This is a genomic window from Hymenobacter citatus (assembly GCF_014333615.1).
Taxonomy (GTDB): Bacteria; Bacteroidota; Bacteroidia; order Cytophagales; family Hymenobacteraceae; genus Hymenobacter; species Hymenobacter citatus.
Window position 1 is genome coordinate 61,559 of the sequence record NZ_JACSCY010000004.1, and the last position, 18,554, is coordinate 80,112.

Annotated in this window: 16 protein-coding genes and 1 tRNA gene; 12 read left to right on the plus strand and 5 right to left on the minus strand. The window is 55.4% G+C overall.

The features are described 5' to 3' along the window. Positions 1-178 precede the first annotated feature (178 nt). Positions 179-889, plus strand: a complete 711-nt coding sequence (locus H8B15_RS06535) for a GAF domain-containing protein (RefSeq protein ID WP_187318876.1) — start codon at positions 179-181, stop codon at positions 887-889. A gap of 87 nt (positions 890-976) precedes the next feature. On the opposite strand, the gene H8B15_RS06540 is transcribed toward H8B15_RS06535, so the two are convergent. The 3 genes from H8B15_RS06540 to H8B15_RS06550 form a co-directional block, all read right to left on the minus strand. Further along, positions 977-1,050, minus strand: a tRNA-Arg gene (locus H8B15_RS06540). A gap of 113 nt (positions 1,051-1,163) precedes the next feature. Next, positions 1,164-1,886, minus strand: a complete 723-nt coding sequence (locus tag H8B15_RS06545; RefSeq protein WP_187318877.1) for a TVP38/TMEM64 family protein — start codon at positions 1,884-1,886, stop codon at positions 1,164-1,166. A 67-nt stretch (positions 1,887-1,953) separates the two neighbouring features. After that, positions 1,954-2,919, minus strand: coding sequence for a DUF2167 domain-containing protein (locus H8B15_RS06550; RefSeq protein ID WP_187318878.1), 966 nt, complete (start codon positions 2,917-2,919; stop codon positions 1,954-1,956). 178 nt (positions 2,920-3,097) lie between these two features. Here H8B15_RS06550 and H8B15_RS06555 point away from each other — a divergent pair, with 178 nt between their 5' ends. The 6 genes from H8B15_RS06555 (at position 3,098) to H8B15_RS06580 (ending at position 12,556) form a co-directional block, all read left to right on the plus strand. Continuing rightward, a complete protein-coding gene (locus tag H8B15_RS06555; RefSeq protein WP_187318879.1) occupies positions 3,098-4,237 on the plus strand; it encodes a cystathionine gamma-synthase in 1,140 nt (379 codons plus the stop codon). 156 nt (positions 4,238-4,393) lie between these two features. Continuing rightward, a complete protein-coding gene (locus H8B15_RS06560; protein ID WP_187318880.1) occupies positions 4,394-5,389 on the plus strand; it encodes an MBL fold metallo-hydrolase in 996 nt (331 codons plus the stop codon). Between the two features lie 271 nt (positions 5,390-5,660). Continuing rightward, a complete protein-coding gene (locus tag H8B15_RS06565) occupies positions 5,661-6,974 on the plus strand; it encodes a hypothetical protein (RefSeq protein ID WP_187318881.1) in 1,314 nt (437 codons plus the stop codon). A gap of 510 nt (positions 6,975-7,484) precedes the next feature. Then, the gene (locus tag H8B15_RS06570) at positions 7,485-8,687 is read left to right on the plus strand and encodes a glycosyltransferase 87 family protein (protein ID WP_187318882.1); all 1,203 of its coding nucleotides are present in this window, start codon (positions 7,485-7,487) and stop codon (positions 8,685-8,687) included. A 122-nt stretch (positions 8,688-8,809) separates the two neighbouring features. Next, positions 8,810-9,481 (plus strand): SGNH/GDSL hydrolase family protein, encoded by a 672-nt coding sequence (locus H8B15_RS06575; protein ID WP_246455336.1) that lies wholly within the window; start codon positions 8,810-8,812, stop codon positions 9,479-9,481. A 249-nt stretch (positions 9,482-9,730) separates the two neighbouring features. After that, positions 9,731-12,556: a TonB-dependent receptor gene (locus H8B15_RS06580; protein WP_187318884.1), complete on the plus strand. Its 2,826-nt coding sequence runs from the start codon at positions 9,731-9,733 to the stop codon at positions 12,554-12,556. A 75-nt stretch (positions 12,557-12,631) separates the two neighbouring features. Here the strand turns inward: H8B15_RS06580 and H8B15_RS06585 are convergent, their stop codons facing one another. After that, positions 12,632-13,651: an OmpA family protein gene (locus H8B15_RS06585; RefSeq protein ID WP_343069135.1), complete on the minus strand. Its 1,020-nt coding sequence runs from the start codon at positions 13,649-13,651 to the stop codon at positions 12,632-12,634. A gap of 301 nt (positions 13,652-13,952) precedes the next feature. Between H8B15_RS06585 and accD the strand changes: the two genes are divergently transcribed. The 5 genes from accD to H8B15_RS06610 all read left to right on the plus strand — a co-directional run bounded on the left by accD (position 13,953) and on the right by H8B15_RS06610 (position 18,037). Further along, positions 13,953-14,840: an acetyl-CoA carboxylase, carboxyltransferase subunit beta gene (gene accD / locus H8B15_RS06590; RefSeq protein ID WP_187318885.1), complete on the plus strand. Its 888-nt coding sequence runs from the start codon at positions 13,953-13,955 to the stop codon at positions 14,838-14,840. A 216-nt stretch (positions 14,841-15,056) separates the two neighbouring features. After that, the gene (locus H8B15_RS06595; RefSeq protein ID WP_187318886.1) at positions 15,057-15,788 is read left to right on the plus strand and encodes a YiaD family glycine zipper/OmpA-like lipoprotein; all 732 of its coding nucleotides are present in this window, start codon (positions 15,057-15,059) and stop codon (positions 15,786-15,788) included. 213 nt (positions 15,789-16,001) lie between these two features. Beyond that, complete coding sequence (locus tag H8B15_RS06600; protein ID WP_187318887.1) at positions 16,002-16,196, plus strand: YMGG-like glycine zipper-containing protein; 195 nt, start codon at positions 16,002-16,004, stop codon at positions 16,194-16,196. 268 nt (positions 16,197-16,464) lie between these two features. After that, positions 16,465-17,166, plus strand: coding sequence for a YiaD family glycine zipper/OmpA-like lipoprotein (locus tag H8B15_RS06605; RefSeq protein WP_187318888.1), 702 nt, complete (start codon positions 16,465-16,467; stop codon positions 17,164-17,166). 112 nt (positions 17,167-17,278) lie between these two features. Beyond that, entirely contained in the window at positions 17,279-18,037 is a 759-nt protein-coding gene (locus H8B15_RS06610) for an endonuclease III domain-containing protein (RefSeq protein WP_187318889.1), read from the plus strand. Positions 18,038-18,072: 35 nt separating this feature from the next. Here the strand turns inward: H8B15_RS06610 and H8B15_RS06615 are convergent, their stop codons facing one another. Next, complete coding sequence (locus tag H8B15_RS06615; RefSeq protein ID WP_187318890.1) at positions 18,073-18,543, minus strand: hypothetical protein; 471 nt, start codon at positions 18,541-18,543, stop codon at positions 18,073-18,075. Positions 18,544-18,554 lie beyond the last annotated feature (11 nt).

Consider the following 18,554-nt stretch of genomic DNA (forward strand, 5'->3'; position numbering starts at 1 on the left):
ATTGACTTCAACCTGTCGGACACCGGTTGGCTTGTCATGCTTGCTGCCGTGGAGTTGTTTGCATAGGCAGCCCGATGCACTTCAACTTCTCGTACAGTTGAGCTTGGTTAATAAACTTCGTATATTGTTGTAGCCTAGTGCGTTGCTTGACTTATCCACTTGCTGTCTTATAGAGCATATGCCCGTCACTCCTACGCCGCAAAGCGAGCAGGCCCGGCTGCTTGCCTTGCAACCCTACCTCTCGCTTAAAGCAACGCCGGATGCAGTGTTCGACGAGGTAGCCCATCTGGTAGCCCGGCAGTTCGAGGTGCCTATCGTATTCATCGCCCTCATTGATGCCGAGCAGATGTGGATTAAAGCAAACTCTGGCATGCCCCGACCCAACCGGGTGGCCCGGCAGGAAAGCGTTTGCGCCCAGTCCGTCATGCAAAACGATATGACCATCTACGCCGACCTGCCGCGCGATGCTCCCCAACTTGCGCAGTTGAAGCTAGTACGGGACTATCAAATGCGTTTCTACGTATCCCAGCCGCTGCAAACGGATGCAGGATACAACATTGGTACCCTGTGCCTGATTGGGCGCTACGAGCGGCATTTTAGTACGCAGGAGCAGCAGCACCTACGTTTGTTTTCTCAGGCGGTAATGCAATTATTACGCTTGCGGCTGTTGCTGCCAGATGCACCAGGCCAACCGTCATTAAAGTGGGCCGATCTACGTGAGCAGCTAGCGCAAGTGGCCATGCAACTAGACCCAGTATGGCAGCCAGCGGAAATGCAATACCAACCGCTCTATGTGCCCTGGGAGAAAAATCTTGTTGGCCTGCACCACAACCTGCTGCCCGAGAGCCTGCACCGACATGTGCAGCGCCTCATTGCGAGTAGCAACTAACGTATTCTCATTCTAGGCAAAGTTGAACCGAAACTGTTGCCTACTGAATAAAAAAGGCCCTCAGATTGCTCTGAGGGCCTTTTCTTGTGGTCGCGTAGGGAGTCGAACCCCAAACCTCCTGATTCGTAGTCAGGTGCTCTATCCAGTTGAGCTACGCGACCGTTTTCCTGTTACGGTGTGCAAAGATAACAGCAGATTTTTCCGAAAAACAAGCTGAGTCGCATTTTACAGGAGAAAAAAGGCAAGAAAATATGCAAGCAACTGATTTTCAGATTTAATAATTTTCGTGTTTTTCCACTTGTCTGTTTAAAGCGCGCTGTACGGCCCGGTTGAAAACGTAGTAAAGACCCAGCGCAGCTACGGCCAGCAGCACCAGTACCAGAATTTTGCCGGTAGTACCGGTGTCGGGGTTGTGCAGCAGCGAGAGTGCATCCTGGGCCTGGGTGCCTATCCAGTAGAAGAACAGGCTGCGCGGTAGCATGCCAAGCACGCTGGCACTCAGAAAGCGGGTGCGGTCTACGCCGAGGATGGCTAGCACAAAGGTCATGAGGGCGAAGGGTAGGACAGGGGCCAGGCGCACCAGCAGAATCAGCTGCCAGCTCTGGTGGCGCAACTCCTGCATAATGGCTTCGGCCTTTGGGAAAGAATGCACAAAGCGGAGCAGCTTGCCTTGGTCGAGGCGGGTAGCCAGCTCGTAGCCCAGCAGCGCCGCCAGCGCATAGGCGACGATGGTACCTGGCAAGCCGGACCAGCCCAGGAAAAAACCCGTGAGCAGCACCGCTACCGTGGAGTGCACCAGCGAAAACGCCAATACCAGTACCATTAGCCCAAAATACAGCAGCATTTGGGGTAGAGAAAGGTCGCGCAGCAACTCCTGATGCTCATACAACAGGTACGTAACGGCCGAGCTACCCACTACGGGTAGCACTACCAGCAAAAACATAGACAGCAGCGAAGACGCGTTGGTGCGGAACAACGCTTTCAGGGTAGAGAGCATAGGCAAAGAAAAACAGGCTGGCAAAACTACCAGCCTGTTTGCTCTTACGGATTTGTAGCGCGTGTCGCTACGCTTCTGGTTCCGATGGTGGCGTTTCGCCTGTGTCGAGGGCCAGTTGCTCGTCGTTGCTTTTGGCGCCGAAAAAGCGCCGGATGGCCGTCCAGGCGCCGGCCAGCAAGCCCAGCGCTACCTTCCAGAACTTAAGCAGGGTGATAAGGATGACCTTGCCAAACTTCAGAATCACGGCGAAGAAGCCCACTTTAGCCAGCACCTTGCCCGCTACCAGGCCACCAATGCTGTAAGCGGCTACCTCATCAATACCGGGGCTAAAATCGGCGTAGCGCAGGCCCTTAGCGAAGGCTACCCCATCGATAACCGTAGGGATAGTGCCCCGGATTTCGGCTAGCTGCGCGGGCGTGCCCACGGCGTTGAGCACCAGCACGCCCTTGCGACCCAACAGGCGCAGGTTGTAGTTGAGGGTATGCTCGGGCTCGTCGCCAAACTGCAATTCCTTGGCCCAGTGCAGGGCGTTTTTGTCTTTGTCGTAGTAGGGCTTGGCGGCCCAGCCCAGGAGTTGCACGGTTTCGTAGCCGGCCTCGGTACGCTCCTCGTTCTCATCGGCCACGTCGCCCTGCATTTCCTCCAGCAGGTCGTCGTAGTTGATTTTATCGGCGTCATCGTCCTTTACATAGCCCATCGACTCGTAGCGGATAATAAAGGCCCAGCTTTTCTCATCCAGCGGGCCATAGGCGGCCGGCACCAGCATCCCCAGCGACTCTTGTTTGGGGTTGCCCCACCAATCGGTGAGCACGTGGCGGCTCTGGGCCGAGTCGAGGTAGCGGAAACCCTGCGGCACGGTCAGCTCGCCTACCCCGCCGGGCAGCGTGATGCGGCCCTGCTGGTAGTGCAGCGTGGCTTGCAGCGAGTCGATAACAAATTTGCGCCGGGCGGCCTCAGCATCGGGTGGCGCATCGGCCGCGGAGGCGGCCAGGCCCGTGCAGAGGGTAAGCAATAGGAGTAAGATTTTTTTCATAAAGAATAAAAATGGAGAAAGAATGAAATTGAATTTTGCCAACAAGATAGCTACTTGATAGTTAACTACTATAGAGAAAACTGGATGTTGTGGTGAGGCCCAGGCAAGTGCCCGCGTCCTTTTACCTTTGAGCACGCCCTTTTAGGGTGTTTGCTTCTCCTGTCCACCCCACTACAATATGAAATTCGGAACCAAAGCCATCCACGCCGGCGTGCACCCCGACCCGGCCACCGGCGCCATCATGACGCCCATCTACCAGACTTCCACCTACGTGCAGACCTCGCCCGGCCAAAACCAGGGCTACGAGTACTCGCGTACGCACAACCCTACCCGCTCGCAACTGCAAGATGCGGTGGCAGCGCTGGAAGGCGGCAAGCACGGGCTGGCCTTCGCCTCGGGCATGGCCGTGGTCGACTGTATCATCAAGCTACTGCAACCCGGCGATGAGGTGATTTCCACCAACGACCTCTACGGCGGCAGCTACCGCATCTTCACCAAAGTGTTTGCGCCGCTGGGCATCAAATTTCACTTTGTGCCGATGCACGACATGACGGCCGTGCGCGAAAAGGTGACGGATAAGACCAAGCTGATTTGGGTGGAAACGCCTACCAATCCGCTGCTCAACATCATCGACATCGAAGCTGCCGCCGAGGTAGCCCACGAGGCCGGCGCCCTGCTGGTAGTCGACAACACCTTCTCGACGCCCTACCTGCAAACCCCGCTGGCCCTGGGTGCCGATATTGTGATGCACTCCCTCACCAAGTACATGGGCGGCCACTCCGACGTAGTGATGGGTGCCCTGGTAGTAAACGACGACGCGCTACAGCAACGCCTGGCCTTCCTGCAAAACTCCTGCGGCGGCACGCCCGGCCCCCAGGACTGCTTCTTGGTGCTGCGCGGCCTCAAAACCCTGCACCTGCGCATGCAGCGCCACTGTGAAAACGGCCGGGCCGTGGCCGAGTACCTGCAAGCGCATCCGAAGGTAGAAAAGGTGTTTTGGCCGGGATTCCCCGAGCACCCCAACCATGCAGTGGCCGCCAAGCAAATGCGCGATTTCGGGGGCATGATTTCCTTTGTACTGAAAGGCGACAAGCAGGAAGACGCCATTGCCGTGCTGGAAAAGCTGAAACTCTTCACCCTGGCCGAAAGCCTAGGCGGGGTAGAAAGCCTCTCCGGTCATCCCGCTACCATGACGCACGCTAGTATTCCGGCCGAGGAGCGTCGCAAAGCCGGCCTCTCCGACTCGCTTATTCGCCTAAGCGTGGGCATCGAGGACATTGAGGATCTGCTGGAAGACCTGGGCCAGGCCATTGGGTAGGGGCAGGGCAAACAGCCTGTCGGTAAAATATAACGGGTAGCGAATCGTCTACTTCCCTACCCGTTCAAACAGAACGTCACTTCGACCAGCACGCGAGAGTTTTCCGCTGGTCGAAGTGACGTTCTGCTTTTCCTGATCGGCTGATTACGTCATACTATGAAAATCTCCTCCCGCTTCGACGGCAAGCGCTACCACAACGCCCTACCCACCTCTATGTCGACGGCCAGTAGCTACTGGCAGATGGCCCGACGCTGGCTCTTTGGCAAGGAGCAGCGCGTGCCCAAGCCGCCATTGGCCGGTTTTTCGGTGGATGTGGCCGCGCTGGCTCAGCCCGTGCCGTCAGACGCGTTGCGGGCTACCTGGCTGGGGCACTCCACGGTACTGCTGGAAATCGACGGCCGCCGCTTCCTGACCGACCCGGTGTGGCGCTCCTACAGTTCGCCAGTCAATTTTATGGGACCGAAGCGCTTCTTCCCCAACCCGCTACCCCTGCCACAGATACCGCCGCTGGATGGCGTGCTCCTCTCCCACGACCACTACGACCACCTCGACCCCATCGCCATACGGGCGCTGGCGCGCACGGGCGTACCGTTCTTCTGCCCCTTAGGGGTAGGGCAGCACCTGCGTCGCTGGGGCGTGGCCGCCGATAAGATTACGGAACAGGACTGGTGGCAGGAAGTGGCGTTAGCACCCGATTTTACGCTGGTGGCTACGCCCGCCCGGCACTTCTCCGGCCGTCGCCTCGGCCTCGATCAGGATGCCACACTGTGGGCGTCGTGGGTGCTGCGGGGGCCTACCCACCGCGCGTTCTTCGGCGGCGACTCCGGCCCGTTTGCCGCCGCCTTTCAGCAAATAGGCGACACCTACGGCCCCTTCGACCTGGCCATGTTGGAAATAGGCGCCGCCGACCCCGACTGGGCCGACGTGCACATGGGCCCTACCGTGGCCGTAGCCGCCCACCAAGCCCTACGCGGCCGGGCGCTGCTGCCCATCCATTGGGGTACCTTCAACCTGGCCTACCACGCCTGGACCGCCCCCGTCGAGGAAGTGCAGCAAGCTGCTACCACGGCTGGCGTAGCACTGCTACTACCCCGGCCCGGCGAGCGGGTAGAGGCGGTGCAAGCACCGTATGTATCGGGGTGGTGGAAATAGGGGGAGAAACAAGTACGTGATAAGTGACTTTGTTAGCAAACTACCTTAAAACCGGTTCAGGAAGTCGTCAGGCCGTCATGCGTGATCTAACATCTGCTTGTCGAAGCATGACGGCCCTTTTGCATTTGAAAGCTTCCCAGGCAGCTTCTTATGCTATCAATATTGAATCTGTAAGTTTCCTTTTCGTAGGCTAGGAAGGCTAATAGAAGGTCGTGTTGTCTAACGCTAAACAGCATTAGACAACACGACCTTCTATATTTGAGCAATGGTTATGAAAAAAATATACCCGCACATATGGCTGTATGCCATGCTGTTTATTATGCTCCTGTTACTAGTGCCTCGAGCTGGTTTTGAAGGAGATGTAGGGTGTTGGGTTCGATGGGGCACGCACATCCATGACCAGGGTTTACGAAATGCTTACGAGCATCCTGGTAACAACTACAATCCGTTTTATCATTATGTATTGTGGGCCTACGGTAAGCTGGTAGGCACGCCAGAAAAGATCCAGCGGTATCGGCACGCGCTGAAGGCTTTCACTCTTTTGTTTGATTTTGCGGGGGCTATTATGCTTGCGGCACTGGCTACACCGGGTAGTCAACGCCGGTTTATGCTATCATTACTACTGCTGTTTAATATTGGGTACCTCTACAACACGCTGGTGTGGGAGCAGATAGATGCTATTCTAACCTTCTTTGCAGCATTAGCAGTAGTGCTGGCATTGCGTAAAAACATCACCCTGAGCGTATTAGCGTATGTAATTGCTTTTAATGTCAAACCGCAGGCCATTATATTTCTGCCGCCTCTATTCTTTCTTTGGTTGCCTTTATTGCGTACCCGTGGTATCGTAATAGGGCAGGCCATAGGTGCAGCAGTAGTATTGCAACTACTTATCTTGACGCCTTTTGTGTGGATGGCTGAGCGCAGTGGCTGGCCACGGCTGGTGGAAATCAACCTGCATGCCGCTGATATGTATCCATTCATCTCCATGAGTGCCCGTAACTTATGGACGTTTATTGCACCAGACGGCCCATTTCCGTTGATATCTGCCTGGGACGATACCACAGTAGGTGCTTTAGGCCTAACGTATCGCCAGTGGGGACTTATCCTTTTTATGTTGTGCTCGGCAATAGCTCTGCTACCCTTGCTATTGTTGTGTCTTATGGCTTTCCGGCAGAAGCGACAACAATACGTTGTGCGGGAACAAGCTCTAGTGCTGATCAGCTGTGCTACCATCCCGCTGCTCTTCACGTACTTGAATACGCAAATGCACGAGCGATATTGGCATGCGGCTGTACTGTTTTTGGGTGGCTACGGATTCCTGACGGGGCGTTATCAATTGCTGATATTAGTATCAGTGGCTTATACTATTCAGTTGGAGGCCATTCTACGCTTCTTAGAACTCAAGAACTATGGGACATTGCTATTTAACGCTTGGTTAAACGCTACGATGTTTACGGTTAGCGTTGTATGGGCTATTGCGGAAATCTACCGAATTGCTCCTGTACGGCGTATGTGGGCGAGTCTAACATCATCAATACAAGGCAGCAACAGAGTAAGTAACCCCTTGGTTGCTAGTGTAGAATAGAGTTGTTACAGCCATACTAATAGGCTCTTGAAGCACTATAGCTAGTAACGTTGCAATAGACAAAATAACGTGCCTCTTCACGCTTGTAGCAGATGCCTCCTGCTGTCATCATGGCGTAGGGTTAGTTGTAATCCTGCGGGCTGGAGAAGCTGTTTACATTCCTTTTATCGTGATTGCGCTAAGAACAAGTGCCACTGCTCACCGGCGGCCCATCACTTAGGCGCTTTGAATCCAACTTATCACGTACATCGATCTAGTTGAGAAAGTCTAAGAGGACGCTGCTGTGTACTGTTGCTACAGCGAAGAAGGGCCATGCAAGCTCCTTGTATCTAGCTGGAGAAGGTAGGAGAAGGGCCTACTTGCGCGTAGCTTTGTTACCGGATGATTAGTTATGGATTCTATGAAAAATGTATGCAAGAGGCAAGGCCAGTAAGCTATATAGCTGGTAGCTGGCGGTGGAAGTGGAAAGATGCGGCTTGCTACGGGCTCTTGCTATTGCTAGTGTGGGTGATGAGTGGCGACGCTCGCCATCAGGCAGATGGGTATAGTTGGTGGCAATGGTCGTCGTATGCGACTGAGCATGGGCTGGCGAATGTATACAAGGTGTGGCGTAATGATTACCCGCCCCTGTACCATTATGTATTATATGGGTTTGGAAAGTTGCTGGATAGCCCAGAGGCAATTTGTCGCAACTTGCATTACCTTAAGCTGGTAACCCTGCTCTTTGATTTCGGTGGCGCACTGCTAGTTGCTTCGTTAGCATCCACTCGTCGACAGGGAGTATGGATATCGTTGTTCTTGCTGCTCAATGTGGCATACTTGTATAATACACTGGCTTGGCAGCAGGTAGATGCTATCTACACCTGTCTATGCTTTGGGGCGCTGTTAGCCGCCTTGCGAGGTCGATCTGTTGTGGCAGGGGTGCTGATCGTGCTGGCGCTCAACATGAAGCTACAGTCTGTTATTTTCATTCCTCCTGTGGTGCTGGTACTACTGCCGCACTGGCAACTGACCCCAAAGGTGCTGGTATATACAATAGTAGCAAGCGCGCTGCTGCAACTGATCATTTTACTACCCTTTATCTGGGGCGGCGACCGTAACTACCTGCCTCAGATTTGGCTGATCACGCGCAGCGCCGGGGACCGGTACCCTTACATCTCACTTAATGCTTTTAATCTTTGGTATCTACTGACTTGGGCGTCTTCCTTGATGAATGTGTCTGATACTTTATGCTTTGCAGGCCATCCTTATAAGCATTGGGGACTGTTGCTGTTCGCAATGGCTTCGGCAATAACGTTGTGGCCGCTGTTTCGGCAAACAATGCGGCTGCTTGTACGCCGCCACGTGATGGGCGCGGAGCAGTATGCGTTGGTGTTGCTAAGCTGCGGTTTGCTGCCCATAGTATTTAGTTACTTCAACACACAAATGCACGAGCGGTATTGGCACGCAGCATTGCTTTTTCTGGCTGGGTACGGCTACCTGACAAAAAAATACTGGTTGTACGGGCTCACGTCCATTGCATACTTTCTAAATCTGGAAGCTGTATTGCAGTTGCTGCACCACGACCCATACTGGTTGTATAATCCTCAGCTAGTGGCTGCAATGTTCACAATAGTGCTAATCATTGGCATCATGCAAGCCTACAAACTTATGTACAAAAACGCGCACTCTACTCTGATAGCGGAGCCAGTGGCTATCCTTCGTAGTGCGTAGCGAGGCATAGATGGTAATCTAGAAACAGGAGCGAGTACGTATATCTGGCACAATCGGGTGAAGCATCTACCCGGAGCCTTACCATGCAGAGTATTATTGCGTTTTTACTATCCCTGTCTTTATTGGCCTGTACGCACACCGATGTAGCGCCCACGCCAACTGTACCACCAGCGCCGGCTGCTACAGTCAGTTTTTTATCCTTAGGCGATTCCTATACCATTGGCGAGGGCGTGGCTGAACAGGCCCGTTGGAGTGTGCAACTGGCGCAGCAACTGCGCCAGCACGGCACCAATGTAGCCGCGCCCGACCTTATTGCCCGCACCGGTTGGACAACCCAGGACCTGCAACGGGCCATGGCGGCCTCCGATAATCGGCGTACCTACGGGCTGGTGTCATTGCTGATTGGCGTCAATGACCAGTACCAGGGCGAGCGTGCCGCCGACTATCGGCCTCGTTTGCGCGAACTGCTGCAAACGGCTACACGCTTTGCCGGCGGCAGCCCCGGCCGGGTAGTTGTACTCTCCATCCCAGACTGGGGACACACGCCTTACGCCCAAGGGCGAAACCGGGTACAGATTGGACAGGAAATCGACCAGTTCAACGAGGTGGCACGACAGGAGTGCCAGCAGGCCGGTATTGCCTTCGTAGACATTACCGGCCTCACGCGCGCCGCCACTAACGATGCCTCGCAGTTTGCGCCCGATGGCCTACATTATTCTGGTTTGCAGATGGCAAAATGGGCGGAGGCAACACTACCGGTTGTGCAGAAACTAGTATCTACAAACGCAAAATAGGTGCAGAAGCAAGTGCTGCCATAGTGGCTAATCGTGTGTTAGTGCACTGGTCGCTTGAGGCATTTAGGCAGATGCTACAACTATCGTATTAGGCAGGCAGTATACTTATTTCGTCGAAATCTATACATCCTGCAAAGTATTCTGTTCTACAGCAGAAACCGTAGCTAAGGGCCTCGCAGATTGTTGTTGGCATTGTGCTGAATGCTCGCCAGAAGTTACACTCATTTTTTGCCCTCTTTTTGAAACCATATGCGCCAAACCTTACTCACTTCTATTGTGTGTGCCAGTCTGTTGCCCGCCGCCGCGTGGGCCCAGACGCAGACCGTAACCGGCCGCGTGACTGGCCCCACCGGTGCCGCCCTACCCGGCGTAACGGTGCTGGAAAAAGGTACCAGCAACGGCACCTCTACCGACGCGGACGGCCGCTACCGCCTGGCAGTGCCTACGTCGGCTACCCTCATTTTCTCGGCCATTGGGCAAACCTCACAGGAAATCCCATTAAATGGCCGCTCCGTGCTCAACGCCCGCTTGCAGGACGCCAGCACCGACCTTAGCGAGGTGGTGGTAACCGGCTCACGCGCCACCGAGGGTCGTTCCAACATCCTTACCACGGCACCGGTCGATGTTATTTCGGCCCGCGAGATTAAAGCCTTTGCCCAGACCGATGTGAGCCAAGTGCTTACCTACGTGGCGCCTTCTTTTCAATCGTCGCGGCAGGCTATTGCCGATGGTACCGACTTTGTGGATCCGGCCAGTCTGCGCGGCCTCGGTCCCGACCAAGTGCTGGTGCTGGTGAACGGCAAGCGTCGCCACAACTCGGCCTTGGTAAACATCAACGGTACGGTGGGTAGGGGCTCGGTGGGCACCGACCTCAACGTAATTCCCACGGCCAGCATCAAGCGCATCGAAGTGCTGCGCGATGGTGCCTCAGCCTTATATGGCTCTGATGCCATTGCGGGCGTTATCAACATTCAGCTCAAAGACGACTCGACGGGCGTGACCAGCACCGGCTACTACGGCCAGACGGTGGAAAGTGACGGCAAAACCGAGCAAGTTGATATCAATGTGGGCATTGGCCTGAACAAGCGCGGCTTTCTGGACCTGAGTGGGCAGCTTCTGAATCGTGGCTACACCGACCGCTCCTTTGCCGACCGGACGCCACTGATCTACCTGGGTAGCGGCGGGGCCTACCCGGCTTCTGCCAACACGGAGGAGGCTCGTCGCGCCCTCAAGGCGCAAGACGACGCGCTGGTAGCAGCCAATGGCTACGACCGGCGAAACCTGCGCGTGGGACAATCGGCCACGCGCAACTTTGGCGGCTTCCTAAACGGGGCCTACCGTCTGGGGCGCGGCTATGAGGTATACCTATCGGGGGGCGCGTCGTACCGCACGGGCAAGGGCTCAGGCTTCAGCCGCCTACCCAACCAGGCCACGCAGAGCGACCTGACCATCTTCCCAAACGGCTACCTACCCTTCATCAACACTACTATCTACGACCAGTCGGCTATTGTGGGCGTGCGCAATACATTCGGCGGTTTTGCGGTTGATCTGAGCAACACCTTCGGCCGCAACGAGTTGCGCTACGACGTTAGCAACTCCGTGAATGCCTCCCTGCCCCAGGGACCCGGCATTGTGAACCCCATGGACTTCTACGCGGGCCGACTGGCGTTTCTGCAAAACACTACCAACCTAAGCGTATCGCGGCGTTTTATGGATGTGGGGCCGTTGGCTAGCCTAAACGTAGCCGCCGGGGGCGAGTTTCGGTACGATAACTTCCTGATTGGCAAGGGTGAGTACGCTTCGTATATCAATGGCGGCCGCAGAATAAACGGTGCGCCTACCGCCTCTGGTGCTCAGGTATTTCCAGGGTATCAGCCCCAGGACGAAGTGAACAAGGGCCGCACCAACGTGGCGGGCTACCTCGATTTTGAAAGCGACATCACGGATAAGCTGCTGGTGCATTTGGCCGGCCGGGCCGAGCGCTACAGCGACTTTGGCGGCAACGTGAGCGGCCAGTTGGGCGCCCGCTACAGCATTTTGCGCACGGTGGCTGTGCGCGGCTCCATTGGCAATGGTTTCCGTGCGCCCTCGTTGCAGCAGCGCTACTTCACCAACACCAGCACGCAGTTTATCAGTGGATTACCCAACCAGGTGCTCACCGTCAACAACGACAACCCCATTGTGCGCAACAGTTTTGATGACCCGAGCCAGCGTGGGTTTGGGGTAGGGTCGCTGAAACAAGAGAAGTCGAAGAACTATAGCTTGGGCCTGACCAGCAGCATCGGCCGCACGTTCACGCTGACGGTAGACGCCTACCAGATTGATATTCGCGACCGGATTGTGCTGTCATCACAGTTTGCCAAAAGTAACCCAGCCGTTACGCCGCCTACCATTGTCGACCAGATTCTGGCGGGTCGCGACGTGAGCCGGGTGCAGTTCTTTGCCAATGCTGTGAATACCCGCACCCAAGGCATTGATATTGTGGCTAATGAGCGCCTGCCCTTGGGCGAGAACAGCCGCCTGACGCTGACGGCCGCCGCCAACTTCAACAAAACGGAAGTGACCAGTTTCAACAGTACGTCCTCTACCATCAACAACGACCAGACGGTAGGCACCGGCAACCTGCAAAACACGCTCTTCGACCGGCAACAGCGCACCCGCCTCGAATACGGCAACCCGCGCAGCAAAATCAACCTGTCGGCGGCGTATACCCGCGGTATTTTCGGCGTGGAGGCCCGCACGGTACGCTTCGGCGAAATCCGCTCGGCCGACGCCAACCCGGCCCGCGCCAACCTCGACCAGACCTTCTCAGCCAAATGGATTACCGACCTGACGCTGAATGCGCAAATTACCAAGCAAATAGGACTGGCCATCGGCTCCAACAACCTGTTCAACGTGTATCCCGACAAGATTTACGTGAATCCGCGCAACGACCCAAACAATTTCTCAGTTGACCCCAATCTGAGCTATAGTTCTTCGCTGGACAACTCCAACCGAGGCCGTTATTTATACAGCGCCAACCAGTTTGGCTTCAACGGCGCGTTTTACTTTGCCCGCGTAAGCGTTTCGCTGTAAGTGCAAGACTGCTAAGCAAAAGGGCCAGCCTTCTGAGAAGGCTGGCCCTTTTGCTTAGGGTAGGAAGCTATGGGACTATTGCCCGCCAGTAGTCGCCGCCGAGTTACTATCCAGAATCTGAAACAGCTCGTTGAGCTTGGGCGTGAGGATGATTTCCGTGCGACGGTTCAGGGCTTTATCGGCGGCGTTGTCGTTGGGGGCTACGGGTAGGTACTGCGAGCGGCCGGAGGCCGTCACGCGCTGGGGCGCTACCCCGCTCACGGTGAGCAAACGGGCAATTTCGGTGGCGCGCAGCACGCTCAGGTCCCAGTTGTCCTGCATGCCGGCCGTGCCACGCGTGATGGGTACATTGTCGGTGTGGCCTTCCACCACCACGTTCACATCGGGTTGCTCCTGTAGCACCTGGGCCAGCTTTTTGAGGGCATCCTGGCCTTTGGGGTCTACCTTGGTAGAGCCCGATTTGAACAGCAGTTGCTCCGAAAGTGACACGTATACTTTGCCGTTGCGCAACTCCACCTTCAGGTCGTTGGATTTGAAGCCGAGCAGCGCGTTGTTGACTTTGGCGCGCAGGTCGTTCACGGCTTTGTCTTTGGCGGCCAGCGCCTGCTGTAACTCCGCCAGGCGGGCTTCGCGGGTTTTCAGATCAGCATTCAGCTGGTCGATTTGCGTGCGGCTTTTTTTCAGGTTCACGTCCAGCTCGCCTAGCTCGGCTTCGCGGCGGGCCAGGTCCTTGGCTACCTTGTCGTAGTCGGCCGATTTGTTGGCCATGGCCCGGTCGCTGTTCTTGAGCAGCTTGTCGTACGAGTCGTTCAGCTCGCCATACAGGCTCTGCGTTTTGCGCAGGATGTTGCCCGTTTGCGTAGAATCATTCACGAGGCGCTTCTTGTCGAGGCGCAGTTGGGCCAGCTCGTCGTTGGCTTTCTGCAACTCGGCCACTGCCTGGCGTTGGCGCTTTTCCAGATCTTCTTTGGCTTGCTGGGTAGCGGTTTGGCGAGCCTGCAATTCATCGTATTTGCGGGAGGCTACGCAGCTGGGTAGGGTAGTAGAAGCAGCCACTACAAGCGCGGCTAAGGTCAGCGAAGAGAATTTATACACGGAATAAACGTAGGTGAAACAGCAAGAGTAACGGAATAGTCCGATAGGGCCTACCCTGTAGCAAGGTAGCCAGTTGCGGGGGCAACTTCCAATTCTTCTGGCTGGCTCAAATCAAATTTCGGACTATCTTTGTTCTTGCTCGATGCTAATTACAGCGTTATAAGTCAGATAGTTAGCTTAAATTTCTGTCTGAGTTTTAGAAATAGCCAAGCAATTCTTCCGGCCAAAAATCCGGCCCGTAGCCACCCGGCGTAGTATCTTTGTCGTCACACGCTAGTATCCGCCCCTCAATCTTTACCTGATGTCTTGGTTTAAACGCGTAGAAAAAGGCATTGTCACGCCCACGGAGGAAAAAAAGGAAACCCCCGACGGCTTGTGGTACAAGTGCCCGGAATGCAAAACCGTGGCCACCATGGCCGAGCACAAGCGCCTGCTCTACACCTGCGCCAACTGCAACCACCACGACCGCATCAACTCAGCCGAGTATTTCGAGGTGCTGTTTGATGACAACCAGTTTACGGAACTGGACGCCGACCTCACTTCCGGCGACCCGCTGCACTTCGTCGATACCAAGCCCTACCCCCAGCGCGTGGCGGCTACCGAGCGCGCCACCGGCCTGCACGATGCCGTGCGCACGGCGTATGGCCGCAGCCAGGGTGCCGAGCTGGTGATTGCCTGCATGGATTTCAAATTTATTGGCGGCTCCATGGGCTCGGTGGTAGGCGAGAAGATTGCCCGCGCCATCGACTACGCCCGCCAGCACCGCATCCCGTTCCTGATGATCAGCAAATCGGGGGGCGCGCGCATGATGGAAGCCGGCTACTCTCTGATGCAGATGGCCAAAACGTCGGCCAAGCTGGCCCTGCTTTCCGAAGCCGGTGTGCCCTACGTATCCTTGCTCACCGACCCCACCACGGGCGGCGTAACGGCCTCGTTTGCCATGCTGGGCGATTTTAATATTGCCGAGCCGGGTGCACTCATTGGTTTCGCCGGTCCGCGCGTGATCAAAGAAACCATTGGCAAAGACTTGCCGAAAGATTTCCAAAGCTCCGAGTTCGTGTTGGAGCATGGCTTCCTCGATTTCATTGTAGATCGTAAAGACCTGAAGCAGAAGCTGGCCGATTTGCTGCACCTGCTACGCCTTGCCGCAGTGGCAGAGCCTGCAACCGCGACGGCAGCCCGCCGTTAGAGTAATTGCCGGCAAAAGCGGCAAGCTTTTTGAAAAAGCCTCTTCAACTGTATTATTCACATGTTGAAGAGGCTTTTTTTGTGTTGAGGTGCTTGACTTAGATAGCCTTACAGATAGAAAGCAATTTCGAACAAACATTTTCGGCCGAAGTACAGTACCCAACACCGGACAACCATCGTTTCTCTTTCCCTACATTTTTCACCAAAGTTCCTACTGATGAAATCTCCTAACGCAATTATTTCGCTGTGCCTGGCACTGATGCTGTTTTTGGGCTCGTGCGCTACTTCGCGCAACCCCAACATTCCGGACGCCAACGGCACTGGCCCACGCAAAACCGGCATGAATAAAACCACTAAGGGTGGCTTGCTGGGTGCTGGTGGCGGCGCTGTAGTAGGTGGCGTACTCGGCCGCGTAATCGGCGGCTCGGGTGGTACAGCTGCCGGCGCTATTATTGGTGCTGCCGTAGGTGGTGGTGCTGGTGCCCTCATTGGCCGCAAAATGGACAAGCAGGCCGAAGAGTTACAGCGCGATATGCAGAACGCTAAGGTAGAGCGCGTGGGCGAAGGCATTAAAGTGACCTTCGACTCGGGCATCCTGTTCGATACCAACAAATCGGATCTGCGTCCAGCTTCAATGACGGAAATCCAGAAGATGGCTACTACCCTGAAGAAGTACCCCGACACCAACATCCTGGTAGAAGGCCACACCGACAACACCGGCACCGACGCCATCAACGACCCCTTGTCGTTGCGCCGCGCCCAGGCCGTGGCCAACTACACGCAGACGCAGGGCGTAGATGCTTCGCGCATCACTACCAACGGCTACGGCTCGAAGCAGCCCATTGCGGATAACTCGACGGAAGCTGGTCGTCAGGCCAACCGCCGCGTAGAAATTGCCATTTTCGCCAACGAAAAAATGAAAAAGGCTGCCGAAAACGGCACGCTGTAAGCTCAACTATAGCGTAAGGCAAAGGGCTACTCCACACCGGGGTAGCCCTTTTGCGTGTAAGAGTTCGGCAAAAAGGAGCATACCTCAACTTGAAGTAGTAGCCTTACGTTATAAAGCCTAAATTTTTCTCATTCAGGCCGTTTTTGCGCCTTTTATGATAGCAAGACCATGAAGAAGTTACGTTTGCTCGCCCTTGCCGGCGCTTGTTTTTTTATGACAGAATGCCGGACTAGCACGGCCGTAGGCGCTGGTGCTGGTGCCGTAGGTGGCGGCCTGATTGGTGGTGGCAAAGGCGCGGCCATTGGGGCTGGGGTAGGCGCTATAGGTGGTTCGCTCTATGGCAAAAGTCGCGATAAGAAAAAACGCGAGCAGCGCCGGGAAGAACGCCGTAACCGTCGCAATAACTAGCCCAGCAATATACTTCGCGGGCAATAGCAGCAGAAGGACTATCCACGATGGGTAGTCCTTCTGCTTTTAGCGTTGGTATCAAATACCGTATTTCGCTGCTAGCGCAGTGGCGAACCAGAAGACTCCAAAGGGCAATTATTTGATAATCAAAAAGCAACTAAGAATTGTGCTGAAGGCATAACAAATAGGGGGATTTTGGCAAGGTGGTTGCCAATAGGCCCATAGCAGTCCGGTGCTGTGCGTATTCTCTCCCATTTATTTGATTTTCATGAAAACTTCCCGTTCCATCCTTTCTTTGCTGCTAGCGTTGCTCTTGCTGGGTAGCCACTTCGCCGAAGCGCAAACCACCACCAAAAAGCCCATGAGTAAAACCGCGAAGGGTGGCCTGCTGGGTGCCGGTGGTGGTGCCCTGGTGGGCGGCGTGCTGGGCCGTGTAATTGGTGGTAAAAACAGCACCGCTGGCGGTGCTATTATTGGCGCTGCTGTGGGTGGCGGTGCGGGCGCTCTTATTGGCCGCCGCATGGATAAGCAGGCGGCCGAGTTGAAGCGTGAAATGGCCGGTGCTACCGTGGAGCGCGTAGGCGAAGGAATCAAAATCACGTTCGACTCGGGTATCTTGTTTGCCAAGAACTCTTCGACGCTGACCTCTGCCGCGCAGGAAAACATTGCCACCTTGGCTGCTACCCTCAAAAAATACGGCGACACCAACGTACTGGTAGAAGGCCACACCGATAACACTGGCACCGACGCCATCAACAACCCGTTGTCGCAGCGCCGGGCGCAGGCTGTGGCTAATTACACCCAGAGCCAAGGCGTAGACGCTTCGCGCTTCCAGGTGACCGGCTACGGCTCGAAGCAGCCGATTGCCGATAACTCGACGGAGGCCGGCCGTAGCGCCAACCGCCGTGTGGAAGTGGCTATTTATGCCAATGAGAAATTGAAGAAAGCGGCCGAGAAAGGCACTATCTAATACAATTCGCGTTGCCAGGTACTACAGTCGGCGGCTTTCCTACCCAGGGAAGCCGCTGCTTTTTTTGGGGGTAGGGAGGCAACTCCGCGGGGCGCTTGTGGGTAGAAAGCACATGACCAACGCCGCCCCGCTTTCGCCCGCCCAGAAAACCTGGCAAAACCACCTGATCCTAAACGATTTTTACGGCGAATTATCCTCCACCCCGCGGCGCACACCCATGCGCGAGTTGATCAGCACGGTGTTGTCGCATCGCACCACGCACGCCGACGAGGAACTGGCCTACTCCCGTATGCTGGAAACCTTCGGCGACTGGGAAGGCGTGCTGGCCGCGCCTACCCCCGAGTTGGCCCACGCCATCCGTACCACGCGCTGGCCCGATACGCAGGCGCCACGCATCCAAGATATTCTGCGCCGCATCAAGGCCGAACGGGGCGAGTTTACGCTGGATTTCCTGGCCGACTGGCCCACCGAACAGGGCTTGCAGTGGCTGACCGACATGCCCGGCATCGGCCTGAAAACGGCCTCACTGGTGTTGCTGTTCAACTTCCAAAAGCCCGTATTGCCAGTCGATACGCACGTGCACCGCATTGCCCAGCGGGTAGGGATGATTGGGCCAAAGGTTTCGGCGGAGCGGGCGCACAAGCTGCTGTTGGAGCAACTGCCCCAGGATGCACGCGTACTGCTCAACTTTCACAAGCATAACTACTGGCACGGCCAGCGCGTGTGCCTCTACACCAAGCCTGACTGCGCCCGCTGCCCGCTCAAAGCCTTCTGCGACTATTACATGGAGCACTATGGGCCGGCCACGCCTGAGGCGCTGGCTGCTACCCCCAAGCGCTGGGATACGGCCTGGGGGGAGTTGCCACATTAGCTTCTGTTAAGCAGCAGGCTATATTAAGCTCTATACTATCTCAATAGATCAATTCTGGCTTTCACTTCATCATGAAAGGCATGCAGGGAGGTAGGGACATTCGCTTTGTTAGCGTCCATGTACCAATATCTTTTCTCCCCATCCTGTTGTATTTCCACATAGTACGTGTAAGCATCAAGTATCGCAACAATGTTGACGTCTCCATTTGGCATGGCTAGCAAGCTTGCTGGGATCTTGTCCGATAAACCCTTAACCTGATCATATAAGGCTTGACTCCTCAATGCGTACTTCCCTTGACGGTCCGGATGTGGATAGGCAGGAATAGTGTCTTCATACAAGTGTTGCTGCACGTTGTCAAGCTTGTATGTTTTAAAGCATTCACCAGAGCACTCCTGGGAGAAGGCTCCAAATACTATGTAATCTGATTTAGGGGAAGTTTCTTCTTTTGAGCACGCAGAAAATAGGGACAAGCTCAAGAGGATAGCGGCGATTTTTAATAGTCTCATGTGAAATTAAG

Coding starts and splice junctions, on each gene's coding strand:
- H8B15_RS06535 (WP_187318876.1), top strand. CDS start 179: ATGCCCGTCACTCCTACGCCGCAAAGCGAGCAGGCCCGGCTGCTTGCC.
- H8B15_RS06545 (WP_187318877.1), bottom strand. CDS start 1,886: ATGCTCTCTACCCTGAAAGCGTTGTTCCGCACCAACGCGTCTTCGCTG.
- H8B15_RS06550 (WP_187318878.1), bottom strand. CDS start 2,919: ATGAAAAAAATCTTACTCCTATTGCTTACCCTCTGCACGGGCCTGGCC.
- H8B15_RS06555 (WP_187318879.1), top strand. CDS start 3,098: ATGAAATTCGGAACCAAAGCCATCCACGCCGGCGTGCACCCCGACCCG.
- H8B15_RS06560 (WP_187318880.1), top strand. CDS start 4,394: ATGAAAATCTCCTCCCGCTTCGACGGCAAGCGCTACCACAACGCCCTA.
- H8B15_RS06565 (WP_187318881.1), top strand. CDS start 5,661: ATGAAAAAAATATACCCGCACATATGGCTGTATGCCATGCTGTTTATT.
- H8B15_RS06570 (WP_187318882.1), top strand. CDS start 7,485: ATGAGTGGCGACGCTCGCCATCAGGCAGATGGGTATAGTTGGTGGCAA.
- H8B15_RS06580 (WP_187318884.1), top strand. CDS start 9,731: ATGCGCCAAACCTTACTCACTTCTATTGTGTGTGCCAGTCTGTTGCCC.
- accD (WP_187318885.1), top strand. CDS start 13,953: ATGTCTTGGTTTAAACGCGTAGAAAAAGGCATTGTCACGCCCACGGAG.
- H8B15_RS06595 (WP_187318886.1), top strand. CDS start 15,057: ATGAAATCTCCTAACGCAATTATTTCGCTGTGCCTGGCACTGATGCTG.
- H8B15_RS06600 (WP_187318887.1), top strand. CDS start 16,002: ATGACAGAATGCCGGACTAGCACGGCCGTAGGCGCTGGTGCTGGTGCC.
- H8B15_RS06605 (WP_187318888.1), top strand. CDS start 16,465: ATGAAAACTTCCCGTTCCATCCTTTCTTTGCTGCTAGCGTTGCTCTTG.
- H8B15_RS06610 (WP_187318889.1), top strand. CDS start 17,279: ATGACCAACGCCGCCCCGCTTTCGCCCGCCCAGAAAACCTGGCAAAAC.
- H8B15_RS06615 (WP_187318890.1), bottom strand. CDS start 18,543: ATGAGACTATTAAAAATCGCCGCTATCCTCTTGAGCTTGTCCCTATTT.